This window comes from Streptomyces cyaneochromogenes (assembly GCF_003963535.1).
GTDB classification, from domain to species: domain Bacteria; phylum Actinomycetota; class Actinomycetes; order Streptomycetales; family Streptomycetaceae; genus Streptomyces; species Streptomyces shaanxiensis.
This window is the reverse complement of sequence record NZ_CP034539.1, coordinates 9191957-9216540: the sequence shown is the minus strand read 5'-3', so window position 1 is coordinate 9216540 and position 24584 is coordinate 9191957. Positions and strand designations below refer to the sequence as shown.

The window sequence follows — 24584 nt, the reverse complement described above, 5'->3', positions numbered from 1 at the left end:
ATCCGTCTCGGCGCCACCGGCGGCTTCGCGGGCGTGCACCAGGAGGTGCGATGCTCCAGGGGCCCGCTCAGCGGCCCTCCCCCGCGATGTTGACCATCCAGGTGATGCCGAAGCGGTCCGTACACATGCCGAAGACGTCGCCCCACATCTGCTTGTCCAGCGGCACGCTCACATGGGCGCCGTCGGACAGCTTCTCCCAGTAGCCGCGCAGTTCGGCCTCGTCGTCGCCGCTCAGGCTCACGGAGAAGTTGTTGCCGGGCTTGTGGTCACCGGTCGGGGTGTCGGCGCCCATGAGGGTGAAGCCGCTGGGTGTCTCCAGCATGCCGTGCATGATCTTGTCCGCCATGGGGGTGTCCTTCTGACCGAACTCCCCGTAGGTGTTGAGCGCCAGGGTGCCGCCCAGGACTTCCTGGTAGAACTCCATCGCCTGCCGGGCGTCGCCGGCGAACGTGATGTAGGGGTTGAGACGCGAGGCCATGATTCCTCCCGGAAACGGTGCCAGAAGCCGACTCCAAGGAAGCTAGCGCGGGCCACTGACAATGGCCCGCGCACACGACCACATGGCCTAGGTCACGGCTACAGTGTGCGCTCCAGCCGGTCCGCCACCAGCTTCACGAAGCGTGCCGGGTCCTTGGGCTGACCGCCCTCGGCGAGCACCGCGAGCGTGTGGAGCAGTTCGGCGGACTCGACGAGCCCCGTGCGGTCCTCGCGCTCCTTGTACGCCTGGTTGAGGCCCTTGACCAGCAGGTGGTCGGCGTTGAGCTCCAGGATCCGCTTGGTACGCGGCACCTCCTGACCCATGGCCCGGTACATGTTCTCCAGAGCGGGGGTCAGATCGTGCGCGTCGGAGACGACACAGGCCGGGGAGACGGTGAGCCGCGTCGACAGGCGGACCTCCTTGATGTCCTCGCCCAGCTGCTCCCCCATCCAGCCGAGCAGCCCGGCGTACTCCTCGGCCTGCTTGGCCCGCTCCCCGTCGGCCTGGTCGTCGCCCTCGGTGTCGAGGTCGATCTCGCCCTTGGCGACGGACCGAAGCTTCTTGCCCTCGTACTCGCCCACGGTGTCGACCCACACCTCGTCGACGGCGTCGGTGAGCAGCAGGACCTCGATGCCCTTGTCCCGGAACGCCTCCATGTGCGGGGAGTTCTCGATGCTCTGCCGGGACTCGCCGGTGATGTAGTAGATGTCGTCCTGGCCGTCCTTCATCCGCTCCACGTACTGCGCGAGCGTGGTCGGCTCGTCGTCGTGTGTCGTCGCGAACGAGGCGACGGCGAGGATGGCCTCGCTGTTGTCGGGGTCGGTGACCAGGCCCTCCTTGAGGGCGGTGCCGAACTCCCGCCAGAACGTGGCGTAGCGGTCGGCGTCCTTGGTCTTGATCTCCTTGACCGTGGACAGGACCTTCTTCGTCAGCCGGCGCTGCATCATCCTGATGTGCCGGTCCTGCTGGAGGATCTCGCGGGAGACGTTGAGCGAGAGGTCGGCCGCGTCGACGACGCCCTTGACGAAGCGCAGGTAGGGCGGCAGCAGCGCCTCGCAGTCGTCCATGATGAAGACGCGCTTCACATAGAGCTGGACGCCGCGCTTGAAGTCTCGGGTGAACAGGTCGTGCGGGGCGTGCGAGGGGATGAAGAGCAGGGACTGGTACTCGAAGGTGCCCTCCGCCTGCAGCCGGATCGTCTCCAGCGGTTCGCGCCAGTCGTGGCTGATGTGCTTGTACAGCTCGTGGTACTCGTCGTCGGACACCTCGTCACGCGAACGCGCCCACAGGGCCTTCATCGAGTTCAGCGTCTCGGGCTCGGGTGCGCTGTCGCCGTCCCCGTCGCCCGCCACCGCGGCCATGCGGATCGGCCACGTGATGAAGTCCGAGTACCGCTTGACGATCTCCTTGATCGTCCACGGCGAGGTGTAGTCGTGGAGCTGGTTCTCGGGGTCGGCGGGCTTGAGGTGGAGGGTGACGGACGTGCCCTGCGGCGCGTCGTCGACCGTCTCCAGTGTGTACGTGGCCTCACCGCGCGACGTCCAGCGGGTGCCCTGGCTCTCGCCGGCCCGCCGGGTCACCAGCGTCATCTCGTCCGCCACCATGAAGCCGGAGTAGAAACCGACACCGAACTGGCCGATGAGCCCCTCGGCCCCGGCCTCGTCCTGGGCCTCCTTCAGCTCCTTCAGGAACGTGGCCGTCCCCGAGTTGGCGATGGTGCCGATGAGCTTGCCGACTTCGTCGTACGACATCCCGATGCCGTTGTCCCGCACCGTGAGGGTGCGGGCCTCCTTGTCGACGTCGATCTCGATGTGCAGGTCGGTCACCTCGGCGTCGAGCGTGTCGTCCCGCAGCTTCTCCAGGCGCAGTTTGTCGAGCGCGTCGGAGGCGTTGGAGACGAGCTCGCGCAGGAACACGTCCTTGTTCGAGTAGACCGAGTGGATCATCAGCTGGAGCAGCTGACGGGCCTCTACCTGGAACTCAAACGTCTCGGTCGGCATGGTTCGCGACTACCTCACAGGTTCAGTCACCGGAACTGGTCCCAGTCACTGTAAGACACGAGGTCAGCGCGGAGTGCCGCGGTTCCGGGACAAAGGCCCGGACCGACGCGGCGCAGGCTCAGGCGAGGTGGGCGAAGACGACCAGGTTCGCGGTGTAGTCCCTGACACTGCGGTCGTAGTCGCCGGCGCAGGTGATGAGCCGGACCTGGGCGCGGGGGGTGTCGCCGTACACACGCTTGCTGGGGAAGCTGTCCTTGTCGAACGTCTCCACGCTGTCGATCACGAAGGACGCCTTGCGCCCGTCCGCTCGCAGCACCTGGAAGCGGTCACCCTTCTTCAGCTCGCTCAGGCTCACGAACACCGCGGCGGACGTCGCCGTGTCCACGTGCCCGGCGATGATCGACGTGCCCGCCTCACCGGGCGACGCGCCCCCGGCGTGCCAGCCGACGAGGTTGGTGTTGTTGGCCGGCGGGGCTTCGAGCTGACCCGAGCTGCCGATGGCGAGGTCGATGAAGGGCGCGTCGACCGAGATCTTGGGGATGAGCAGCCGGACCGGCCGTGACCTGGGCAGATGCTTGCCCGCGGCGCCGTGGGTGCGCGCGGACGGCTTGCCCTGCGGAGCCGACGACTCGACGGCCTGTGGGGCGTGCGGTGTGCGACGGGCTTCGGACTCCTCGTGCGGCCCGCCGGGCATGATCACCAACAGGACCATGGCGGCGACCGCGCTCCAGAAGAACGTCACCGCGGTGCGCCTTATCCGCCGAGAGGGCTCGGCGGGGGTGCCGGAGCACACGAAAGCGGTGTGGGGAGGAGCCGGGGCGGCTTCGGGGGACGGGGGACGGCCGTCGTCGGCCATCGGGCACCACCTCACGGGGGCAGGGCAGAGGACACTTCACTCGGGCAGGGCAGGAGAGACGACCAAGGCGGAGCCGACGGGGCCGCCGCGACGCGCGGCGGCCACGGCGGCTGTGTCGTCGGGCATGGTCAGGCCGCGGTTCCGGAGGCCTTCTTCCGCCGCAGTGCGTACACGCCGGTGCCGGCTACCGCCAGCACGGCCAGCCCACCGGCGGTGACGCCCGGGTCGGAGAGACCGCCGCCACCGGTGTGCATGCCACCGTGCGGCTTGTCGTGGTCGCCACCCCAGGACTCCTTGCCGTGTTCGTCACCCTTCCACGAGTCCTTCTCGTGGTCGCCGCCCCAGGAGTCCTTCCCGTGGTCGTCGTCCTTGTAGCTTTCCGGGTCGAACTTCGAGTCCTTGTCGCCGCCCCAGTCGTCATCGCTGTTCAGGACCCCGGCCAGCGCTCCGCCACCCGTGTGCACGCCGCCCTTGGGCTCCTCGTGCTTGTTCCCCTTGTCGTGCTCCTTGCCGTAGTCCTTCTCGTGCTCGTCCTTGCCGTAGTCGTCCTTGCCCTTCTCCTCCTCCTTGCCCTCTTCCTTCTCCTTGCCGCCGTCCCACTCGTCCTCGTTGATCAGGGTCAGCGCTCCGCCACCCGTGTGCACCCCGCCCTTGGGCTCCTCGTGCTTGCTTCCCTTGTCGTGCTCCTTGCTGTAGTCCTTGTCGTAGTCGTCCTTCCCCTTCTCCTCCTCCTTGCCTGAGTCCTTCCCGTGCTCCTTGCCGGAGTCCTTGTCGTGGTCCTCGCTGTAGGAGGACGAGTCCTCCTTGTCCCAGTCACTCGCGGTGATGGCGTAGGCGGCAGGAGTGATCGCCAGGGCGGCCGTGGCCGTCGCGGTGGCGAGCAGCATGCGGGCAGAGCGCATAGGTGAGTCCTTTCATCACGGCCCGGGTGGCTGACGCTTTATCACCACTTGGGCCAGGCCTTGACGTGATCCACCGTCAGCCATTCCTCCGGGTCGCACCATTCGGAGCGATCACATGGGTTACGGCCACACCCCTACGGCCGTATGGGCAGGAGCCCCCGACGGAAGGCCTGCGGGTTCCGCCACGGGAGGTTTGCCTGCTCAGGAAGTGGTGAGGCGCGTGGGATGTCCAAGCCCATCTCCTCGACCGCCACCGCCCCGGACACGGCGCCCGGTCGCGCCACGGCCGCGCCGCCTGGGCCCGCGAAGCAGCGGGACGCCTTCTTCGACAACGCCAAGTACGCGGCGATCGTGCTGGTGGCGGTGGGGCACGCGTGGGAGCCGCTGCGGGACGGCAGCCGGAGTGTCAGCGCGCTGTACATGCTCGTGTACGCATTCCACATGCCCGCGTTCATCATCATTTCGGGTTATTTCTCCCGTGGCTTCGACGGCCGGCCGAAACACCTCAGGCGTCTGGTGACCGGTCTGGTCGTCCCCTACGTGGTCTTCGAGACGGCGTACACCCTGTTCACCCGCTGGACCGACCAGGAGCCGGACCGCCCGATCAGCCTGCTGGACCCGCTGTATCTGACGTGGTTCCTGGCGGCGCTGTTCCTGTGGCGGCTGACCACGCCCTTGTGGCAGCGGGTGCGTCTGCCGGTGCCGCTCGCGCTCGGCGTGGCGATGCTGGCCACCCTCTCGCCGTCCATCGGCAACGACCTCGACCTGCAGCGCATCCTGCAGTTCCTGCCGTACTTCGTGCTGGGGCTGTCGCTGAAGCCGGAGCACTTCCGGCTGGTGCGGCGCCGGGCGGTGCGGATCGCGGCCGTGCCCGTGTTCGTGGGCGCGTCGGCGGTGGCGTACTGGGCGGTGCCGCGGATGACGGGCGGCTGGTTCTACCACCGCGACAGTGCCGAGGAACTGGGGGCGCCCGGGTGGTACGGGGTCGTGATGACGCCGGTGCTGTTCGTCTGCTCCCTGCTGCTGGTGGCGTGTTTCCTGGCCTGGGTGCCCGGGCGGCGGATGTGGTGCACCGCGCTGGGCGCGGGCACGCTGTACGGCTATCTGCTGCACGGCTTCGTCGCGCAGGGCGCCAAGTACTGGGGCTGGTACGACCCCGCCTGGATCCACCGGCCGCCCGGCGCGGTCGTCGTCACCGTCGTCGCCGCCGGGGTCGTGACGCTGCTGTGCACCTCGCCCGTCCGGCGGGCCCTGCGCCTCGTGATCGAACCGGAGCTGCCGTGGCTCTTCCGGCGGGACGCTGCGCAACGAGCCCGGGAGCGGGCCGCCGCGAGTGGGTGACCTTCCCGGTCAGGTCTCCTGTACCAGCCCGGCGATGTGCGCGGTGACCGTGTCGAGGATGTCGTTCCAGGCCGCCTCGTCGCCGAGCACGAGGTAGTTGAGGGTCAGCCCGTCGGTCATGGCCGCCAGGTAACGGGCGAGCACGGGGACGGGGACCCGCAGGCGCAGGCCCATGGTCTGCCGCACCTGCTCGATGAGTTCGGTGTACGTCTCGGTGTACAGCTCGTACTGCCGTCGTGCCAGATGCTCGAAGCCGGGCTGACGCAGCGCGTACTGGGTCAGTTCGTAGGTGAGCATGTGCTCGTCCGGGTGGGCGCGGACGTGGTCCCAGTACGCCTGGAAGCCGGCCCGCACCGTCTCCTCCAGGGTGGCCCTGGGCCGCAGGGCCTCCTGCACGATCGTGACGTAGTGCCCGGTGATGGTCGTGATGACGGACTCGATCAGCTCCTGCTTGGAGTCGAAGCAGTAGTGGAAGACGCTCAGCGAGACGCCCGCCTCGGCGGCGATGGACCGGGTCGTCGTCCTGGGGACGCCGTCCCGGCTCATCGCCCTGATCGCCGCCTCGGTGAGCTGTCGCCGCCGCTCGGCGGACGGCAACCGTGCCATGGAGCCCCTCTCGTGGGTGTCAGCTGCTGTGGACGCCGACCTCGTAGAGGGAGTAGCCCCAGTCGGTGCCGCGCTCCTGCCCCTGGATGCGCAGGTGTCTGGCGGGTGTACCGGTGAAGCGGGCCGTGTCCAGCCCGCCGTCGCCGGCTGTCGTGGACCAGGCCGTCCGCCAGTTCACACCGTCGGTGGAGAGCTCGATGCGGTACGACTTCCCGTACGCGCGCTCCCAGTCGAGGGTGACCCGCTTGACCAACCGCGTGGATCCGAGGTCGACCTGGTACCACTGGTCGTCGTTCCAGTCGCTCGCCCAGCGGGTGCCGCCGTCGCCGTCGACGGCCCGGTTCGGCTGGTAGCTGGTGAACAGGCTCCACTCCGAGGAACTGGCGGATGTGGCCGCGCCGCGCGCGAGGTTCACGCCGGCCTGGTGGTTCTCGGAGGCCCCCCAGGTGTCGAGGTAGGACTCGGCGCCCCGGAAGAGGTCGTCCACCACGTCCTGGCCACCGACGCGGCGGATGTCCTCGATCCAGTCCGGGACGAGGCCGTAGTGGGCGGCGCCGTCGGTGTTGAGGTCCCAGGTGCGCTCGCCGGTGGTCTGCCGGTCGATGACCGAGCCGCCGTCGACGCTCTTGAAGGGGTACGTCACCTTGTTGGGGGCGTCCGCTCCGCGCGGGCCCGGCCAGCCGCCGACGCCGTTCATGTCGGTGCCGTAGCCGTAGCCCACGCCGTACTCGTCGCGCAGGGCCTCCGTGCGCTTCGCCTCCGAGATGAAGCCCTCGGAGCCGTGCATGTACTGGGCGATGAAGCCGCCGAGGCCGTAGACCCGTTCGGTCCAGTCCAGGTCCATCCAGCTGTGCGAGGAGAGGACGCCGGGGTAGGACTCGGCCTCGAAGATGTCGAGCACCCGGCCGGTGGCCTTGACGCTCATGTGGTCGATCTCGAGCATCATCTTGCGTTTCATCATGCCGCGCACGGCGTACTCGCCGAGGTCGGTGAGCCCTCGCACGTTGCACTGGGCGTCCGCGCTGTACGAGGGGACCTCCACGCCCGCCGGGAGCTCCTGCTCCGCTTCGGCCGCCGTGGCGTTGCCGATGGGGTTGTCGTGCTGCGGCCCCTTGCACGTCTCGGTCTTCCAGAAGGTGCCGGTCGACAGGAACTGCCCGACGTTGATGGCCGTTCCGAGCCCGCCCGAGTCGAAGCGGACCCCGCACAGGGCGTTGTCGAACTTGTGGCACAGGAACATGCTGCGCACGCCCAGCGCGTGCAGCTCGTCCAGGCCCTTGTCGATGTCCGCCTTGCTGCACTGCGCGATGTCGAGGACCTGCTTGCAGCCGAACGGTTCGGAGGTCTCCACGCCGAGGATGACGGCCAGCTTGCCCTGCTCGATGACCTGACGGGCCTGCGCGCTGTCGGTGACGATCCGGAACCAGCCCTTGCCCGTGCCGCCGTACATCTTGTCGATGTAGGCCTGCATGTCGTACGTCAGCTTGGCCTGGAGCCGGATCGACGTCATCTCGTCGCAGCTGCGGTCCTTGAAGAAGTACACGGAGCAGATCACGCCGTTGGTGACGAGGTCGTTGACCAGTACGCGCTGGCCGCCGCGCCAGGCCCGCTCGATCCAGGCGTAGTAGTTCTGCTGGTGGGTCAGCGAGTCGTGGGCGGGCCAGTCCTTGAAGGTGGGCCAGCCGACCGGGTCGTGCTTGCCGTCGCCGCCGTTGGTGATGAAGTCGAAGATGGCGAGCGAGCCGTCGGGGTAGTGCTCGGGGCAGTCCTTGAGGGCGTCGGCGACGCCCTGCTCGGAGAACGGCTTTCCGCAGATCAGACGGCCACCGAAGGCCTCGTTGGAGAAGATGTGGTCGTGCGCGTCGACGAAGCCCCGCACCTCCCCCTTGGCGTTGGTGCCGGTGAAGGGCTCGCCGGTGACGTTGATGCCGGAGTCCGGCGCGGGCCGTGCGGTCGGGTTCCACCAGTCGGATCCGGCCGCCGAGCTGGGCGTGGGGCCCAGCGCGATGGACAGCACGAGCAGGAGGAGCGACACAACGGTGACGTTCTTGCGTCTGCGGTACGGGCGTCCGGCACTGGTCACTGCCCACGTCCCTCGGTCGGCGGATGCGGGGCCAGGTTGTCATGACCTCGCAATATGTGCGACAGAGGATCGCCACTTCGGCTTTACGAGTCAAGAGTCCGGGACGGATGACCTGATGACGGGGCGTCCGTTCACTCGGCATGGGTGACGCGGATCTTGGACTGGCCGTGCGGCAACGCCTCCCAGTCCGTCATGAAACGCGCCCGCAGGCCGTGCTTCTCGGCCAGGGCCACGAGGGTCTCGGTGCGGTAGTAGAAGTCCTCCCGCAGGACCTGGTGTTCCTCGCCCTCGGTGCGGTCGAAGGTGAAGTCGAACCAGCCGCCGGGGGCCAGCACCCGGCCGACGTTGGCCAGGCACTCCTCGATGACCGGGAGCGGCGAGTGGGAGAAGACGCTGTGCGCGTGCACGACGTCGAAGTGGGCGTCGGGCAGGAACCGCAGCGTCAGGTCGCGCACCGGGGTCAGCAGGGGGAGCCGCTGCTGCAGGCCCATCTCCACGACGGTGTCCTGGGCGGCGAAGAGGATGTCGGGCGAGATGTCGATGCCGTAGTAGTGACCGGGGTCGAGATGGCGGATGAACCGCCAGCCGCCGCGCAGGTTGCCGCAGCCGATCTCCAGCATCCGGTGCTCGGGGCGCAGGCCGTGGCCGACGAGGTAGTCGAACTGCATCGCCCCGAGCGCCAGCCACCGCTCGCGGCTGTGGCTGCCGACCGCCGCGTCGGGGTCGGCCCGGGTGTCGGAGCGCATCACGGCTCGGTAGTAGGAGACGTGGTCCGGGTGGCGGCTGCGCAGCCATATGTCCCGGGCGGTGCGGGCCAGATGGCGCGGTACGCGGTCGGGGTGGCGCAGGGCGTAGGCGAGGCGATGGCCGAGGGCCGAGCGGTTGGCGGTGAGGTTCTTGGCCGGCATGTCGATCGTGCCTCCCGGGGGTGCGGAGCCCTCAGTGGGCGAACGCGGTGCTCGTCACCGCCACGTGGAGGGCCGTACCACCGAGGATGCTCAACAAGGCGTTGCGGCGCCACAGGTGCAGGCCGACCGTGACGGCCAGGGCCGACAGCGGGGCGAGGACACGGGGTTGGGTCAGCGGCAGGTCGCGCAGGCAGTAGACGACGAGGATCACGATGATGCCGGCGGGCATACGGGTGCTGAGCAGGGCGAGCAGTGGGGTCGGCAGGTCGCCGCGCCGCTCGCGGACGGCGTCGATGGCCAGCACGGCGAACAGGGCGGTCAGCGCGAAGTCGAGGCCGGTGACACCGTCCGGGACGAGGGCTCCGAGCAGGGCGCCCACAGTGGCGCCCGCTGTCCAGTACAGGTGCAGGAGGAACTGCAGCCACAGGATGCGCCGGCCGGACCAGGAGCGTGCCTTTCCCCCGGCGGTCAGGGCGTAGGCCTCGTCGCAGAGCGCGAAGGTGCTGTACGTCCTGCCGAGGCGGCTCGTCACCCGGTGCAGGGGGAAGGACAGCGCGTAGAAGACGTGCCGGAGGTTCACCAGGAACGCGGCCACGGCGATCGTCGCGAGCGGTGCGACGGTGGTGCCGGGCCGTCATCGACGCGGAGGCGGTGGGTCGCGGACTGGAAGTCCTCATCGACGTCGAGGTGAGCGCCACCGACCGCAAGACGTTCCTGGACTTCGAGGACACCGTGGCCTCCTACGAGGAGGTCATCGCGTTCCGCCGCATGTTCGGCCGGCCCGACTACTTCATCCGCGTCGCGGTCGCCGACCACGCCGCCTACGAGGCCTTCCTCACCGGCAAACTCACCGGCATTCCCTGCGTCCTGCGCGTCGAGTCGCACCTGACCATGAAGACGATCAAGGCCGGCCCGTGACCTGCCGCGCGAAAGACTGGACCAATGCCCCGCCGTCCTCCATGATGACGCAGCCATGACAAGCAGCCGTCAGGATGGATGGTGCCCGTGCGCGGATCCCTGGTGAGCACACTCGCCGCCGTACTGCTCCTGTCCCCACTGACGCCCTCGCCCGAGGCCGGGGCCATGGCCCCGGCCGGGCAGCGATCCGCCGTCGAGGTTTCCGCCTCGCCCCCCGTCTCGGGGGCCGCGCAGGACTGGACACCGCCGCTCAGCACCCGGGGCCGCTGGATCGTCGACGCCGACGGCGACCGCTTCCGGCTGCGCTCCGGCAACTGGCACGGGGCCAGCGGCACTTGGAACGGCTCCGGCGATCCGGCCGACGACGCCAACCACCACGCCGGCGAGAACTCCGGGCGGATACCGCTCGGCCTGGACCGGGCTTCCATCGCCGAGATCATCGCCGGGTTCCGCGAGATCGGGATCAACAGCGTCCGGCTGCCCTTCTCCAACGAGATGATCCACGACAGCCGTCCGGTCACGGACGACGCCGTCGCCGCCAATCCCTCGCTGCGCGGCAGGACACCGCTGCAGGTGTACGACGCCGTGGTGGGCGAGCTGACCGCGGCCGGCCTCGCGGTGATCCTCAACAACCATACGAACACGACCCGTTGGTGCTGCGGCGTGGACGGCAATGAGCGCTGGAACGCGAGCCGGTCCACCGAGGCGTGGGAGAACGACTGGCTGTTCATGGCCCGCCGCTACAAGGACAACCAGCGGGTCGTGGGCGCCGATCTCTACAACGAGGTCCGCCGCACCGTCTGGGACGACCCCAACTGGGGCCTCGGCGACGACCACGACTGGTTCGCGGCCTCGCAACGCGTCGGCGACCGCATCCTGACCGAGGCCGACCGGGATCTGCTGATCATCGTCGAGGGCATCAACTGGACCGGCATCCCGGTCGACGGCTTCGCGCACGAACGCCCCACCCTGGAGCCCGCCCGCCGCCTCTCCCACACCCTCGTCGACTCCGGCAAGCTCGTGTACTCCGCCCACTTCTACGACTACACCGGCCCCCACCACACCGGCGCCACCGGCACGGGCGAGACCAGCGATCCCCGCTACCGGGACCTGAGCCCCACCGAACTGATCGCCGTCCTGAACCGCCAGGCCTTCTTCGTCACCGCCGAACAGGACCGGCACTTCACCGCCCCCGTCTGGATCAGCGAGTTCGGCGTCGGCGGCCGGGACGAGACGGGCGCCAAGCAGCGCGCCTGGTTCGAGAACTTCGTGGACCACCTGATCCGCACGGACGCCGACTTCGCGTACTGGCCGCTCGTCGGCTGGCACGAGGACCGCAAGGGCAACGGCTGGGCTCTGCTGCACTGGGACGCCGAGGGCAACCGTATGGGCCCGTACGACGGTGACGACTGGCGCGCCTCGGCGTGGACCCGGCTCATCGAGGCCGGGGGCCGCAGCGGGCCGGTGGCCCCGGTCGCCGACTGGTCCATGCTCAGCCCCGACCACGGCGACTTCGTCCAGTCGCGGCGGATGCGGGCCCTGCCCGACTGGGACTCCGGCGCCCGCAAGGCCGTCTGCCCCGACGGACAGCGGCTGCTGGGCCTGAGCCACACCGGCAACCGGGGCCTGTGCTCGGACGTGGCCGCCGGTGCCCTGTGGGACCCGGCGGGCGGGCACGAGGTGGTCGTCGACGAGCGGTACGTCACGCCGGGGCGCGACTGGGCGTCCGGCTACACCAAACTCCAGTGCCCCGACGGCCGGTTCCTCATCGGGTACAGCGTCCGCGGCTCCGCCGTCTCCGCGGCCCTGTGCGCGACCGCCCCGGCCGGCAGGCTCGGCACGAGCGGCCGTACGGTCTGGTTCGACCGCGGCGACAGCCGGGGGTCGGCCACCAAGGGCGGGGACTTCGCGTACGGCCACTACAAGGGGCAGTGCGCGGACGACGAGTACGCGGCCGGCGTCGCGTACACCGGCCGGGTGGGCTCCTCCCGGACCCCCGACGCGCTGTACTGCCGAAAGCTGAGCTGAACGCGCATTCGGGGGGAACCTGGACCCCGATGCCGATCGTATGCGCTGTCGCCGTTCTCGCCGCCACGAACCTGCTGAACAACTGGCTCGCGCGGAGCCCCGCCCTGTACGTGGTCGTCTGCGTGGCGGCGACGGCCGTCCTGCTGCTCGTCGCCCGCTGGGACGGCCTCACCCGGGCCGACCTGGGGCTGGACGCGGCGGGCCTGCGCCGGGGACTGCGGTGGGCTCCCGTGCTGGCCGGGGTCGTCCTGCTCGTCGTGGTGCTGCTCCTCGCGGTCCCGGCCGGACGCGAGGCGTTCCGGGACTCCAGGGCCGCCGACCTGTCCGTGGCGCAGGTGCTGTGGGTGACGCTGGTACGGGTGCCGTTCGGGACCGTGCTGCTGGAGGAGACGGCCTTCCGTGGCGTGCTGTGGGCCATGATCCGGCGCCGGCGCGGCACGGCCTGGGCCACCGGAGTGTCGTCGCTGCTGTTCGGGCTGTGGCACCTGCTGCCGTCGCGCGGCATCAACCGCTCCAACGCCGCCGTCGGCTCGCTCTTCGGGGACGGCCCGGCGGGCGTGGCGCCGACGGTCGCCGTCGCGATCGTCGCCACGGCCGCCGCCGGGGTCGTCCTGTGCGAGCTGCGCCGCCGCTCCGGCAGCCTGTTGGCGCCGATGGCCCTGCACTGGGCGGTCAACGGCTTCGGATACGTCACGGCCTGGGCGGCGGCCCGCTGGTGGCTCGAAGGCTGAGCCCTCGGAACTCGAAGGCTGAACCCTCAGAAGTTGATCATGTGCCCGGCAAGCCCGTGCACTGCTTCCTTGACCGCCTCGCCGAGGGTCGGGTGGGCGTGCACGTTGCGGGCGACCTCATGAACGGTCAGATCCCACTGCTGGGCCAGGGTCAGCTCGGGCAGCAGTTCGGTGACGTCCGGGCCGATCAGGTGGCCGCCGAGGAGTTCGCCGTACTTGGCGTCGCTGATCAGCTTCACGAAGCCGGTCGCGTCGCCGAGACCGTGGGACTTGCCGTTCGCCGTGAAGGGGAACTTGGCCACCTTGACGTCGTGGCCGAGGTCGCGGGCCTGTGCTTCGGTGTAGCCGAAGCTGGCGATCTGTGGCTGGCAGTAGGTGGCGCGCGGGATCATCACATAGTCGAGTTCCATCGTCTCGGCGTCCGCGATGGTCTCGGCGGCGATGATGCCCATGGCCTCGGCTGCGTGCGCGAGCATCAGCTTCGCCGTGACGTCGCCGATGGCGAAGATGTGCGGGACCGAGGTCCGACAGCGGCCGTCGACGTCGATCGCGCCGCGCTCGGTGACCCTCACGCCGGTCTTGTCCAGGCCGTAGCCCTCGACGTTCGGCTGGAAACCGATCGCCTGGAGCACCTTGTCGGCCTCCAGGACCTGCTGGGCGCCGTCCTTGCCGGTGACCGTGACGCGCACCTGCTCGCCGGACTCGTCGACGGTGTCGACCCGGGTGGAGGTGAGCACGTCGATGCCCAACCGGCGGTACTGCTTGGCGAGTTCGGCGGAGACCTCGGCGTCCTCCAGCGGGGCCATCCGGTCCAGGAACTCGACGATGGTGACCTTCACGCCGTAGTTGTGCAGGACGTAGGCGAACTCGACACCGATGGCGCCGGCGCCCGCGATGATGATCGACCCCGGCAGTTCCTCGGCCAGGATCTGCTCCTCGAACGTCACCACGCGCGCGCTGCGCCGGGTGCCGGGAAGCAGCTTGGGTGTGGCGCCGGTGGCGATGATGCACTGGTCGAAGCCGATGGTGCGGGTCTCGCCGTCGTAGCCGGCCACCTGGAGGGTGTGCGGGTCGAGGAAGGTGCCGCGGCCGTCGATCTCGGTGATCTTGTTCTTCTTCATCAGGTAGTGGACGCCCTTGACCCGGCCGTCCGCGACCTTGCGACTACGGCGGAAGGCCTCGCCGAAGTCGAAGGAGACCTGCCCCTCCACCTTGATGCCGAAGGTCTTCGCCTCGCGCGTGAAGATGTGCGCCAGTTCGGCGTTGCGCAGCAGCGCCTTGCTGGGGATGCAGCCCACGTTCAGGCAGACGCCGCCCCAGTACTTCTCCTCCACGACGGCGACGCGCTTGCCCAGCTGGGCGGCGCGGATGGCGGCCACATAGCCGCCGGGGCCCGCGCCGAGGACCACGACATCGAAGCGCTCGTCCTGCTCGACCATGGAGCGTTTTCCTTCCTGAGTACGACGTCCCGACTCTGCTGGTGCCGATCTCCGTGAGGAGATCGACTTCCGCTTCTTCCAGCATGACCGCATCCACGAGGTTGTGTGGTGGTGCGGGAGGGTGACGGTGATCTCAGGTGGCGTGCGCCGAGGCGATCAAGTCAGTTCCCCAGCATGTTTCAGCCAAGGCATACGAGGTTGAGCACGCAGAGCGACGCCGGCGAGGTCTCTTCCGGAGCCGGGCTCGACGGCGACGTGGAGGTTCCGGAGTCGGAGCCCTCGGTCGCCGACGGGGCCGGCGTCTGCTGCTCGCCCGCCGAGTCACCGCCGTCACCGGAGTTCGCCCCTCCGGTGTCCGGGGAGACGGGCTGCGTCTGCGGGACCGAGGTCGCCGTGGGACTCGGGGTGGAGGCGGCGTCCGGTCGGGTGAACTGGCGCGTGGTGTGCGGTGTGGTGATGGCCTCGCGCGCGGCGTTGGTCGGGGTCGGCTTCGAGCCCGGCGTGTCGGTGCGCGGCGCTTCACGGGTGTCCGGCGGAGTGGACGCCGGACGGGTGAGTTCCGGTACCTGCTGCTCCACGACGGCCGTGTTGGGGTTCTCCGGCGCGGTGGCCGCCTGGGCCTTGTCGGCGGACCCCCGGTCCATGGCCGACACGGTCAGTCCGCCGCCGACCAGCGCGACGGCGGTCGCCACGACGGCCTTGCGCTGGTTCTTCTTCCAGCGGGCCCGCTGACGACGCCGAGCGGCCCGGCCCATCGGGGCGACGGGTACGCCCTCCACGTCGGGGGACTGCGCTACGGGCTCGGTCTCCTCCACGTCGGCCGGCGGCGCCGGCTCGTCCCGGAAGTAGCCGTCGTACCAGGTGTCGTGGGCGGGCGTCTCCCACGCCGCCGTCGCGGTGTCGGCCGCGCCGGGCGCCACCGCAGCGGCGGGACCCCCAACCGCGGAGGGAGCGATGTCCGGGGCGTAGGCGCCGCACCCGGGGCACACGAGGGCCCCGTTGAGATGCCGACGGCACGAGGAGCAATAGTCCATCTGCGGTCTTTCTGTGTTCGTACGCGGGATCGAACGGCCTGCAACGCTAACGAGGCTTTGGACGGGCTGTGTGCAGTCGAAGTGATGCTCCTGCACAGATGTCACAGGAAGTGTGTGTGGGCCGTGACCCGCTCACAGGTCACAGCAGCCCTCACGCCGCATACGCCGGCTCACCTCCAGCCACGCCTCCTCCGCCCGCCGCTCGGTGGCGGTGTCGGAGGTGGCGGGGGTGTCGGATGTGCCGGGGATGTCGAAGGTGCCGACCAGGTCGGCCTGCTCGAACAGGACGCCGCCGCGCAGGACCGCCGCCGTGCGGATCAGCGCGGCGAAGTCGGTGAAGGGGTCGCCGTCCACGACCGTGAGATCGGCGAGCTTGCCCTCCTCCAGCGTGCCCAGGTCGTCGTCGGCGCCGAAGACGCGCGCGGGCAGCAGCGTGGCGGTGCGCAGCGCCTCTGCCGGGGAGAGACCGGCGCGGTGCAGGGCGCGCAGGGCCAGGTGCAGATGCAGGCCGACCGGGACGATCGGCTGGTCCGTGCCGAGGGCGACCAGACCGCCGCCCGCGAGGATCCGCCGGTAGACGTCCATCTCCCGCCCGAGCGTTGCCAGTTGGGCCTCGGTCGGCGGCTGTCCGGCCTGCTCACGGACCAGCGCGGTGTCCCACGGCGGCATGAGCGCGGTGACCCGCGGGTCGTCCGCGAGCGCGGGGTCGGCGCCGAGCAGGGCGAGCGCGGTGAACGGGGTGGCGACGAGATGGAAGCCGGCGCGGGTGTAGATCTCCTCGACATCCTGGTGGGCGCGCCCCGTGGCGGACGTCGCGTGCCCGAACTCCAGCCGCTGCGTCGCCTGCAGGTGGGTCGTCAGGTCCTGGCCCACCTGCACACCGGGGGTACACAGATGGCTGCCGCTGCGCACCCCGAGCCGTTCGTGCCCGAACTCCGCGGCCTCCTTCATCACCCAGCCCGGGGCGCGTACGTACGTCTTCACGAAGTCCCAGTCCAGCGCGGCCCCGCGCGCCAGCGAACGGTGCAGTCCCTCGCGGGTGCGGTGGGCGCGTCCCATGCTGTAGGCGACCCGTGGCCCGTCGAGCAGTTCGCCGGTGGTCAGCAGCCGGGGTCCGGCGAGAGCGCCGGTGGCGACGGCCTCCCGGATGCGGGCCTGTTCGTAGGCGAAGCCGCCCAGCGAGACGGCGGTCGTGATGCCGTACGCGAGTTGGAGCGCGGTCTGACGCCCGCCGTACGTGGTCTGCCAGGGGTGGGTGTGCGCGTCCCACAGGCCGGGGATGACGGTGCGGTCGCTCGCGTCGATGTGGCGGGCGGCCGGGCGGTGGCCGGTGCGGTGCGGGGAGACCTCCGCGATGCGGCCGTCGCGGATCACGACGTCGATGTCCTCACGGACGTCCGAGCCGGTGCCGTCCCAGAAGCGGCCCGCGTGCACGACCGTGTCGGCCGGGCGCGGCCTGCGGTGGTCCAGCGGGACACGGACGGTACGGGTCCGGCCGCTGCCGATGTCGATCAGGCGCAGGGTGCCCGCGGAGAGGTACAGCAGGGTGCGCGCGTCGGCGGACCAGGACGGGTGGTCGGCGGGTTCGGTGGTGAGGCGGCGGGGTTCACCGTCCGGGGTGCCGTCGGCCCGGACCGGCAGCAGCCACAGCGCCGACTCGGCGACCACGGCCATCCAGCGGCCGTCCGGGGACCAGACGGGGCCGGAGTCATAGCGGTCGGAGAGCGAGGTGTGCGGGGCGAGGGCGTGCAGGGTGGCGGCCTTGGTGGTCGTGTCGACGACGCGGATGAGGTTGTAGCCCTCGCGGAAACGCTGGTTGAGGCGGTTGCGGTCGCACAACGCCACGTACCGGCCGTCGGGCGACCAGCTGGGCCGGCCGGGCAGCCCGCCCGCACCGAGCGGCGCGGCGAGGACCTGTTCGGCTCCGTCGGGCAGGTCCCGCACCACGAGGTTGCCGGACATGTCCAGGCAGGCCAGTCTCCGCCCGTCGGGCGAGAGCGCGGGGAAGACACGGCCGCCCCCGGCGAGCACGGTCTCCTCCCCGGAGCCGAGGTCACGGCGCCGGACCGCGAACAGTCCGTCGCGGTCATCGGCGTACACCAGCGCCGTGCCGTCGGGCGTCCAGGCCGGCGCCAGCACATAGCGGGTGGCGGGTACTTGGAGGACCTTGCGGGGTGCGCGGCCGCCTGTCGTGCCGCCGGTCCACAGCGCGTTGAGCGCGGCGAAGGCGACGCCGCGGCCGTCCGGTGACAGCGCGGGCAGGTGCAGGGCACGGACGGGGCGGGTGCCGGCGCCCTCGAAGTCGTACGCCTTGCCGCGGTAGCGGGGGCGGTGCACGGGCAGCGCGGCCGTGAACGGGATCTCCTCACCCTTGCCCGCCGCGTCCGGGTCGAGCAGGCGGAAGTGTCCGTCGACGGTGAGGAGCAGTCGTCCGCCGTCCGTCCAGCGGGGCGGTGCGGGGAGGAGGTCGCCCTGGACGGCGACCGGTCTGCCGGCCACGACGAGGGTGCAGGAGGCGGCGGGTGAGGACGTGGTGCGCAGGTAGGCCAGGCGGCCGGCGGGCGAGATAGCTGGGGTCATGAGCTGGGCGCCGGAGTCGTCGGTGTGCTCGGTGGTGACCGGGCCCGAGCCGTCGGCGGGGACCGAGGCGACGGTGGTCGCGCGCAGGGCGCCCGTCGCGGTGACGCCGGCGCGCACGAACAGTACTCGCTCCCCGTCCGGCGACCACGCCGGGTCGAAGTCCTCCCAGCGGGCGTCCTGCCCGGGGCCCTGCTGTCCGGGGCGCCCGGTGAGCCGGGTCAGCGCGCCGGTGCCTACGTCCACGACCCAGATGCGGTACGGGGCGCCGGTCACGGTGTCGCCGCCGCGCTCGGAGGCGAACGCGACCCGTGTGCCGTCCGGTGACCAGGCCGGGCCGCGGTCGTCCCACGGTCCGTCGGTGAGCTGCCGTGATCCGGTGCCGTCGGGCCGCAGCGTCCAGAGGTGGAAGCCGCCGCCGCGGTAGGCGCAGACGACGAGGTGGCCGCCGTCGGGCGAGAACTGCGGGCGGGTGGGTTCGAGGCCGGGATGGGTGAGCGGGACGGCGGTGCCGCCCTCGCGCGGGACGGACCAGAGCACGTTCTGGATCTCGGCGACCAGCCGGTCGCCCGACGGGGCGAGGGTCGCGGAACCGCCGGTCGCGGCGGTGAAGGAGAGCGTGGTCGTTCCCGGGGCGGCGGCCGCGGCCGGCGTGCCGACGGCGGTGAGCGCCGTCGTGGTGACGGTTGCGGTCGCGGTGGCGGTGGCGGTCGCCTGGAGGAATCTGCGGCGGGAGAGCGGGCCGGTGCGGTGGGCGTCCGAGATGTCTGCGGGGTCCAAGGAAGCTCCCAGTGCGCGGAGTTGGCGGGCCGGACAGGAGAGACCACTGGTGGCAACGTACGGGGCGGAGCCCGGTCACGGGCCCCGCCCCGGCGGTTCTCGGCCGTTCTTCGCACCGGCTGGGCCGTGCCGGAGCCCTCGACGGCGGCGTGGTCCGGCGGACACCCCTTGGAGCACACCTAGACCAGGAAGAGCAGTTGGACGGCGACGAGCACGTCGATGACACCGCACCACTCGGCGAACGTACGGGAGACGACCTTGTGGAGCCGCAGGTGCACGAAGTCCCAGACACCGTGGAAGAACCAGCCGGCCGCCAGCAGACAGCGGCCCAGGTCCGGGTCCACCGCCAGCCCGGCCAGCGCGAGTCCGCAGAAGACGAGTGCGCCCGCGGCCTGGACCCCGAAGGTGGCCCGCCCGTGCGGGGTTCCGCGGACGGCGCCCCAGGCCAGCACGGCCAGCGCCAGGGCGACCAGGACCGTCGACGGGGCGAGCGCGTCCTGGAAGGGGAGGGCGAACACCAGCACCGTCCCGGCCCCGAGGACCGGCCAGGTGGCCTGCGGCTTTCCGATCTGGTTGACGACCAGGTAGATCAGGGGCAGCAACGGCAGAGTCTGCGCGAAGCCGCCGACGGCGTCGGCCACGTCCTGCGAGCCGGACGCGAGCACGTTGAGGGCGACGACCGCGACAGCCAGCACCGTGGGCCAGCGCCGCTTGAGTTGAGCGGCCGGGTGCGGGCTGTCCGCCGTCGTGGGCGGGGCAGGGGTTGTCATGGGACCCTCCTCGGGTACGGGGGTGGGGTATCCGTCAACACCTCCAGCCTGGGCCCACGCCGAGTCCGTCAGTAGTGCCGAATCCCCATGCGCGCGCGTGGCGTTGTCACGTCCGCGCATGACATTTGTCATGCCGCCTGGGCCACAATGACCGGATGGGGGACGGGTCGATCGAACACACGGCGGCGGGGCTGACGAGCTTCCGCCGCTACACGTGGTGGACCGTGCCGGGGATGACCGTGTGTTTCCTGGTCGTCTTCGTCGGCGCGTGGCTCCTCGACGGAGACGTCCCGCTGTGGGCCCGCGCCCCGGCCGCCGTCGCGCTGGCGGTCGAGATGTGGGCGAGCGTCGTCCTGCTGAGCCGCCGGTTGGCGCTCCTGCCGTCGACGGACGTACACCTCGATGAAGCGCCCGTGGGCCGGCTGATCGCCGCTGTCGGGGCGGGAGTCGCGCTCGCGGTCCTCCCTCTCGCCGTACGCGACTACGGGCTGTGGCCGGTCGCGCCCGCCCTGGTCGTGGCGAACGTCGCCACCTACCTCCCGCCGCACCGGAGGCGAGCGCTGATCGCGGGCGCCGTGGTCCTCGCGCCGCTGCCCGGGGGTGTGGTCAGTCTGCTGGCGGGTGACGGGGAGTTGGCGTACGCCGCGCTGTTCCCGGCCGGGCTGGTCGCCTTCACGGCCTGGGTGACGCTCGGCCCGCTGTGGGCCTGGGACACGGCACGGCGACTGGACGAGGCCCGGCGGCTGGAGGCGGAGCTGGCGGTCCGGGAGGAACGGCTGCGGTTCGCCGCCGACCTGCACGACATCCAGGGTCATCACCTCCAGGTCATCGCGCTGAAGAGCGAGTTGGCGGCACGGCTCTTGGACGTGGACCCGGCGCGCGCCGCCGTGGAGCTGAAGGAGATACGGCAGCTGTCGGCGGATGCGCTGAGCGACACCCGGGCCGTGGTGCGGGGTTACCGTCGTACGTCGCTGGACGCCGAGATCGGCAACGCGACGCGGGTCCTGGCCGCCGCCGACATCGACGCGAGGATGACCCTCGACCCGGCCGGCGTGGCCGCCGGCCTCACGGATTCCGCCCGGCACCTCCTCGGTCTGGTGATGCGCGAGGCCACCACCAACGTGCTCCGGCACAGCCGGGCCGGGCGTGCCGAGGTCGACTACCGGATCGCGGACGGTTTCGCCCGCCTGAAGGTGAGCAACGACGGCGCGCAGGACGGTCCGGGCGCCTCGGACGGCACGGGACTGCGCACCCTCGCCGAGCGGTTGGAGGCCGCCGGCGGCGAGCTGACCTGGAAGCGGGACGGTGCGCACTTCGTGGTCGCGGCCGCGCTGCCGGCGAAGCCACTGGAATCCCCCAACCCCGCGGACGGAGCCGCCCGATGATCCGTCTGCTCATCGCCGACGACGAGGACCTGCTCCGAAGCGCCCTGGCCGCGCTGCTCGGCCTCGAGCAGGACCTCACCGTCGTCGCCGAGGCGGCCACCTCGACCGAGGCGGTGCGGCTGGCCCGCGAGCACCGCCCCGACATCGCCGTACTGGACCTGGAGATGCCGCCCGCCGACGGGCTGGTCGCCGCCGAGGAGATCCGGGCCGAACTGCCCACGCGGATCGTCCTGGTGACCCGGCACGCCCGGCCCGCCGTACTGCGCAGGGCGCTGGCCGCCGGTGTGCGCGGCTTCGTCCCCAAGACGACCCCGGCGTCCCGGCTGGCCGAGATCATCCGCGACATCGCCGCCGGCCGCCGCTACGTCGACCCGGACATCGCCGCCTCCGCGCTGACCGAGGACGACTGTCCCCTCACCGGCCGCGAACTGGAGATCCTGCGCGCCACGCGCAAGGGCGCGTCGATCGCGGACATCGCCGCCGAGGTCCACCTGGCGTCTGGCACGGTGCGCAACTACCTCTCCTCCGCCATGGCCAAGCTGGGCGTCCCGACCCGCCATGCGGCCGCCCACCGCGCCTGGGAGCAAGGCTGGATCTGACATCACTCGTCCGAGGGGCCGAACCACCGATGTCCCTCATCCGCTGTCTCCCCGCGCCGAAAATCCGGCCATGGGGACTGGTGGGCGGACTCGACGGGTCGGTGCGGTCTATCTCGCGCTGTCGGTGGGCGGCATGATCGGGGCGGTGTGCCTCGCCGTCCGTTTCGATCTGCGGATCGCCGAGACCCTGGCCGCTCTGCTGCCGTCCGTGGGCGGCATGTATCTGTCGTGGGCGACGTTGCGCGCCGACCCGCACGAGGGCGAGGACCTGGCCCGCGTGGCGGACCGGCTGGCGCCGGCGGTACGGCAGCAGTGGGAGTCCGAGGCCCGGGTACGGCGGCTGAACGACCCCTATCCGCTTCCGGTCTCCTGGCGGGCGGCCGAGGCCCGGTTCGGCGAATCGTGGTCACTGCTGAGGGAACTGGCCCAGGACCGGACGGCTCCGCGCGCCGGCTGGGCCACCGGACCGGAGGAACTGAGCGGGGCCGGCGGGGAGATCACCGAGGTGTTCCTGGAGCGCGTACCGACGCGCCGCCTCGTGATCCTGGGCGGCCCGGGCACCGGGAAGAGCATGCTGCTGATCCGGCTGCTGCTCGCCCTCACGGACGTACGCACACAAGGCGGCCCCGTTCCGGTGCTGTTCTCGCTCGCGTCGTGGAACCCCGAGGAACAGACGCTGGAATCCTGGATGGCGGAACAACTCCAACGCGACTACAGCGGCCTCGGCTCCCCGGAGACGGGCCACGCCGTCGGCGCCGCCCTTCTGGAGCGAAGGCTGATCCTGCCCCTCCTGGACGGCTTCGACGAGATCCCGGAACCGTTCCGCGCGAGGGCGCTGGACGCCGTCAACGCGGCCCTGCCGCCCGGCCGACCGCTCGTCCTGACCAGCCGTCTGCAGGAATACGGCGACACCCTCGCCCCGGCCCACGGCGTACCCGTCAAGCTCAACGGCGCGGCGGCGGTGGAGCTGCGCCCCCTGGCGGCCCCGGACATCGCCGCATACCTGCGACGGGACGCGGGCGGTCAGGACACCGCTGCCGCCGCCCGGTGGGACCCGGTGATCCGCCTGCTCGGCACCGACGCGCCGGTGGCACGCGCGTTCACCACACCGCTGATGCTCTTCCTCGCCCGAACTGTCTACAACCCCCGTCCTGGAGAGCAGGAAACCGCGCTCCCCACGCCCGCGCACCTGTGCGACGAGGCCCGCTTCCCCGACACGGCGGCCGTCCGGGCCCACCTCTTCGACGCGTACGTGCCCGCCGCCTACCGGCCCCATCCGAGGTACCCGTGCCGTTGGTCCGCCGAGCAGGCCGAGCACGCCCTGCGCCGGCTGGCCCGGCATCTGCAGCACACCCTGGGCGGCACGACCGACCTGGCCTGGTGGCAGGTGCGCCGGGCGTTGCCGCCGCGGTTCGCCCAGGTGGTGACGGGGGCCGTCCTCGGCGTCGTGGCCTGGGCCGCCGCCACCGGCGCGGGCAGGCTCACCGCGCTGTTCGCCGGCCTGGACTCCGGGTGGCTGACGGGTCCGCCCGCCGCCATCGTCGCGGGCCTGGCCGGCGGGATCGCGGGCGGCATCGGCTGCGGCCTCGTCGCGGGCCTGACCGGGGGTGCCGCCGAGGGCCTGACCCATGTGCTCGCCACCGGGCAGCCGCAGTGGCCGGCGGCCACGATGGCCAACGGGCTGGCCTACGGTTTCGTCGGCGGCATCGTCGGCGCGCTCTCCAGCAGGGGCTCTCGTACCGGGCACGGCTGGACCTGGGACCACCGCATGTGCGCCGTGGGCTTCCTCACCGGGGGCACGCTCTTCTTCTCGTACCGCCTCAACCACGGTGGTACGGCCGCTGCCGTGGGCGCCCTCTCCGCCGCCATGGTGTACGCGCTGGCGGGCGGCGTGTTCGGCAGCCGCGCGGGGCGGCTGTCCGCGCGCCGACCGGATGCCATTCCGACCGTGCGCACCCGGTGGGCCTGGGACTGGCGGGGGTTCTCGACGGGCCTGGCCGGCGGCTGTGCCGTCGGCGTCACCCACTGGGCCGTCACCGAACTCCAGTCGTTCCTGGCCGACACCGCCTCCTACCCCGTCTCCACGATGCTCACCTTCTCCTGCGCGTTCGGCCTGGCGGTGGGCGTCGCGCACGGCCTCTCCGGCAAGCCCGCCGATCTCACGGCCCCGACCGGCCCGGTCACCCTGCTGGAACAGGACCGACGGATCTTCGCCAGGCTGTGGCTCGCCGTGGGCCTGGCGGTCGCCGCCGCCTTCACGCTCGGCTACGGCATCGAGTACGTCGCGCAGGGCGGGCTCTCCTACGGCCTGGGCCGCGGGACCACGGACGGCAGGGCCATCCCGATGACCCCGGCCCACATCCTCGTCCGCGGCCTGGCCTACGGCCTCACCGTCGGCCTGGCCGCCGCACTCAGCCAGAACGCCTGGTGGTACTACACCCTCGCCCGCCACCACCTGGCCACGCGCCGGCGACTCCCCCGGGACCTGACGGCCTTCCTCACCGACGCCCACGAACGCCGGGGCGTGCTGCGCCGGACAGGAGCGGTCCACCAGTTCCGTCACCTCGACCTGCAACAGCATCTGGCGGCCCCGGAGCGCTCCCAGGAGTCCGCGGCCGCGCGGCCGGGCCCGCTGCGGCCGTGGATCCCCCGTCGGCGGCACACGGACCGGGGACCGATGACGAGAGCGTGATCCCTCAGGGTGGTCCCGGCGCCCGCCTCCTCGGCGTCGCGGCCGTGGCGGACTTCAGCAGACGGCGGAACGTGGGGCACTCCATGTGGCTCGCTGCGGGGCAGGCGGCGGCATGCCGCAGGGAGTCGCGCAGGACGGCCAGTTCGCGGATCCGCCGGTCCAGCTCGTCGGCCTTGGTCGCGAGCATCTGCCGGTCGAGGTCCGGCTGTGCGTCCGGCTGCCCGTCCGGCGTGAGCATGCGCGCGATCTCGTCGAGCGAGAACCCCGCGGTCCGCCCCATCGCGATCAGGGCCAGGCGTTCCAGCACGCCGGGATCGTACTGACGGCGCAGGCCCCGCCTTCCGGTCGAGGCGATCAGGCCCTTTTCCTCGTAGTAGCGCAGTGTGGAGGCGGGCACTCCCGCGCGATGTGCCACCTCGGCGATGTCCAGGTCCGTCATGGTCTTGACCTCAAGTCG

General features: G+C 71.2%; 20 protein-coding genes. 7 read left to right on the top strand and 13 right to left on the bottom strand.

The annotated features are described in order from the left end of the window. Positions 1–67: 67 nt before the first annotated feature. The 4 genes from EJ357_RS41645 to EJ357_RS41630 all read right to left on the bottom strand — a co-directional run bounded on the left by EJ357_RS41645 (position 68) and on the right by EJ357_RS41630 (position 4236). On the bottom strand, positions 68–478 hold the full coding sequence (locus EJ357_RS41645) for a VOC family protein (protein WP_126397145.1): 411 nt from the start codon (positions 476–478) through the stop codon (positions 68–70). Between the two features lie 98 nt (positions 479–576). After that, complete coding sequence (htpG, locus tag EJ357_RS41640) at positions 577–2478, bottom strand: molecular chaperone HtpG (RefSeq protein WP_126397143.1); 1902 nt, start codon at positions 2476–2478, stop codon at positions 577–579. A gap of 118 nt (positions 2479–2596) precedes the next feature. Further along, positions 2597–3334 carry a class F sortase gene (locus EJ357_RS41635; protein WP_126397141.1) on the bottom strand — a complete coding sequence of 246 codons (738 nt, stop codon included), beginning with the start codon at positions 3332–3334 and terminating at the stop codon, positions 2597–2599. A gap of 128 nt (positions 3335–3462) precedes the next feature. Further along, positions 3463–4236: a hypothetical protein gene (locus tag EJ357_RS41630; RefSeq protein ID WP_126397138.1), complete on the bottom strand. Its 774-nt coding sequence runs from the start codon at positions 4234–4236 to the stop codon at positions 3463–3465. Positions 4237–4461: 225 nt separating this feature from the next. Between EJ357_RS41630 and EJ357_RS41625 the strand changes: the two genes are divergently transcribed. After that, positions 4462–5577: an acyltransferase family protein gene (locus tag EJ357_RS41625; RefSeq protein WP_126397136.1), complete on the top strand. Its 1116-nt coding sequence runs from the start codon at positions 4462–4464 to the stop codon at positions 5575–5577. 9 nt (positions 5578–5586) lie between these two features. On the opposite strand, the gene EJ357_RS41620 is transcribed toward EJ357_RS41625, so the two are convergent. The 4 genes from EJ357_RS41620 to EJ357_RS51010 form a co-directional block, all read right to left on the bottom strand. Further along, on the bottom strand, positions 5587–6183 hold the full coding sequence (locus EJ357_RS41620; RefSeq protein WP_126397134.1) for a TetR/AcrR family transcriptional regulator: 597 nt from the start codon (positions 6181–6183) through the stop codon (positions 5587–5589). A gap of 19 nt (positions 6184–6202) precedes the next feature. Further along, on the bottom strand, positions 6203–8266 hold the full coding sequence (locus tag EJ357_RS41615) for a discoidin domain-containing protein (RefSeq protein WP_126397132.1): 2064 nt from the start codon (positions 8264–8266) through the stop codon (positions 6203–6205). A gap of 131 nt (positions 8267–8397) precedes the next feature. Continuing rightward, positions 8398–9174: a class I SAM-dependent methyltransferase gene (locus tag EJ357_RS41610; RefSeq protein ID WP_126397130.1), complete on the bottom strand. Its 777-nt coding sequence runs from the start codon at positions 9172–9174 to the stop codon at positions 8398–8400. Between the two features lie 31 nt (positions 9175–9205). After that, entirely contained in the window at positions 9206–9769 is a 564-nt protein-coding gene (locus EJ357_RS51010; RefSeq protein ID WP_323377684.1) for an AzlC family ABC transporter permease, read from the bottom strand. A 17-nt stretch (positions 9770–9786) separates the two neighbouring features. Here EJ357_RS51010 and EJ357_RS41600 point away from each other — a divergent pair, with 17 nt between their 5' ends. From EJ357_RS41600 to EJ357_RS41590, 3 genes are all read left to right on the top strand, one after another. Then, on the top strand, positions 9787–10092 hold the full coding sequence (locus EJ357_RS41600) for an Lrp/AsnC family transcriptional regulator (RefSeq protein ID WP_126397127.1): 306 nt from the start codon (positions 9787–9789) through the stop codon (positions 10090–10092). A 78-nt stretch (positions 10093–10170) separates the two neighbouring features. Then, complete coding sequence (locus tag EJ357_RS41595) at positions 10171–12120, top strand: glycoside hydrolase family 5 protein (protein ID WP_126397125.1); 1950 nt, start codon at positions 10171–10173, stop codon at positions 12118–12120. 29 nt (positions 12121–12149) lie between these two features. Next, complete coding sequence (locus tag EJ357_RS41590; RefSeq protein WP_126397123.1) at positions 12150–12851, top strand: CPBP family intramembrane glutamic endopeptidase; 702 nt, start codon at positions 12150–12152, stop codon at positions 12849–12851. A gap of 26 nt (positions 12852–12877) precedes the next feature. On the opposite strand, the gene lpdA is transcribed toward EJ357_RS41590, so the two are convergent. From lpdA to EJ357_RS41570, 4 genes are all read right to left on the bottom strand, one after another. After that, positions 12878–14290 (bottom strand): dihydrolipoyl dehydrogenase, encoded by a 1413-nt coding sequence (gene lpdA / locus EJ357_RS41585; RefSeq protein WP_126397121.1) that lies wholly within the window; start codon positions 14288–14290, stop codon positions 12878–12880. A gap of 179 nt (positions 14291–14469) precedes the next feature. Beyond that, positions 14470–15324 carry an SCO2400 family protein gene (locus EJ357_RS48675; protein ID WP_456114823.1) on the bottom strand — a complete coding sequence of 285 codons (855 nt, stop codon included), beginning with the start codon at positions 15322–15324 and terminating at the stop codon, positions 14470–14472. A 132-nt stretch (positions 15325–15456) separates the two neighbouring features. Further along, on the bottom strand, positions 15457–18681 hold the full coding sequence (locus tag EJ357_RS41575; protein ID WP_126397117.1) for an amidohydrolase family protein: 3225 nt from the start codon (positions 18679–18681) through the stop codon (positions 15457–15459). A 179-nt stretch (positions 18682–18860) separates the two neighbouring features. After that, on the bottom strand, positions 18861–19451 hold the full coding sequence (locus EJ357_RS41570) for a hypothetical protein (RefSeq protein ID WP_126397115.1): 591 nt from the start codon (positions 19449–19451) through the stop codon (positions 18861–18863). Positions 19452–19606: 155 nt separating this feature from the next. On the opposite strand from EJ357_RS41570, the gene EJ357_RS41565 reads away from it, so the two are divergent. The 3 genes from EJ357_RS41565 to EJ357_RS41555 all read left to right on the top strand — a co-directional run bounded on the left by EJ357_RS41565 (position 19607) and on the right by EJ357_RS41555 (position 24127). Next, positions 19607–20836: a sensor histidine kinase gene (locus tag EJ357_RS41565; RefSeq protein ID WP_126397113.1), complete on the top strand. Its 1230-nt coding sequence runs from the start codon at positions 19607–19609 to the stop codon at positions 20834–20836. Next, on the top strand, positions 20833–21435 hold the full coding sequence (locus EJ357_RS41560) for a response regulator transcription factor (protein WP_126397111.1): 603 nt from the start codon (positions 20833–20835) through the stop codon (positions 21433–21435). The genes EJ357_RS41565 and EJ357_RS41560 overlap by 4 nt, the downstream gene beginning before the upstream one ends. A gap of 70 nt (positions 21436–21505) precedes the next feature. Next, positions 21506–24127, top strand: coding sequence for an NACHT domain-containing protein (locus tag EJ357_RS41555; RefSeq protein ID WP_175647716.1), 2622 nt, complete (start codon positions 21506–21508; stop codon positions 24125–24127). Between the two features lie 4 nt (positions 24128–24131). Here the strand turns inward: EJ357_RS41555 and EJ357_RS41550 are convergent, their stop codons facing one another. Then, complete coding sequence (locus EJ357_RS41550; RefSeq protein WP_126397107.1) at positions 24132–24566, bottom strand: helix-turn-helix domain-containing protein; 435 nt, start codon at positions 24564–24566, stop codon at positions 24132–24134. Positions 24567–24584 lie beyond the last annotated feature (18 nt).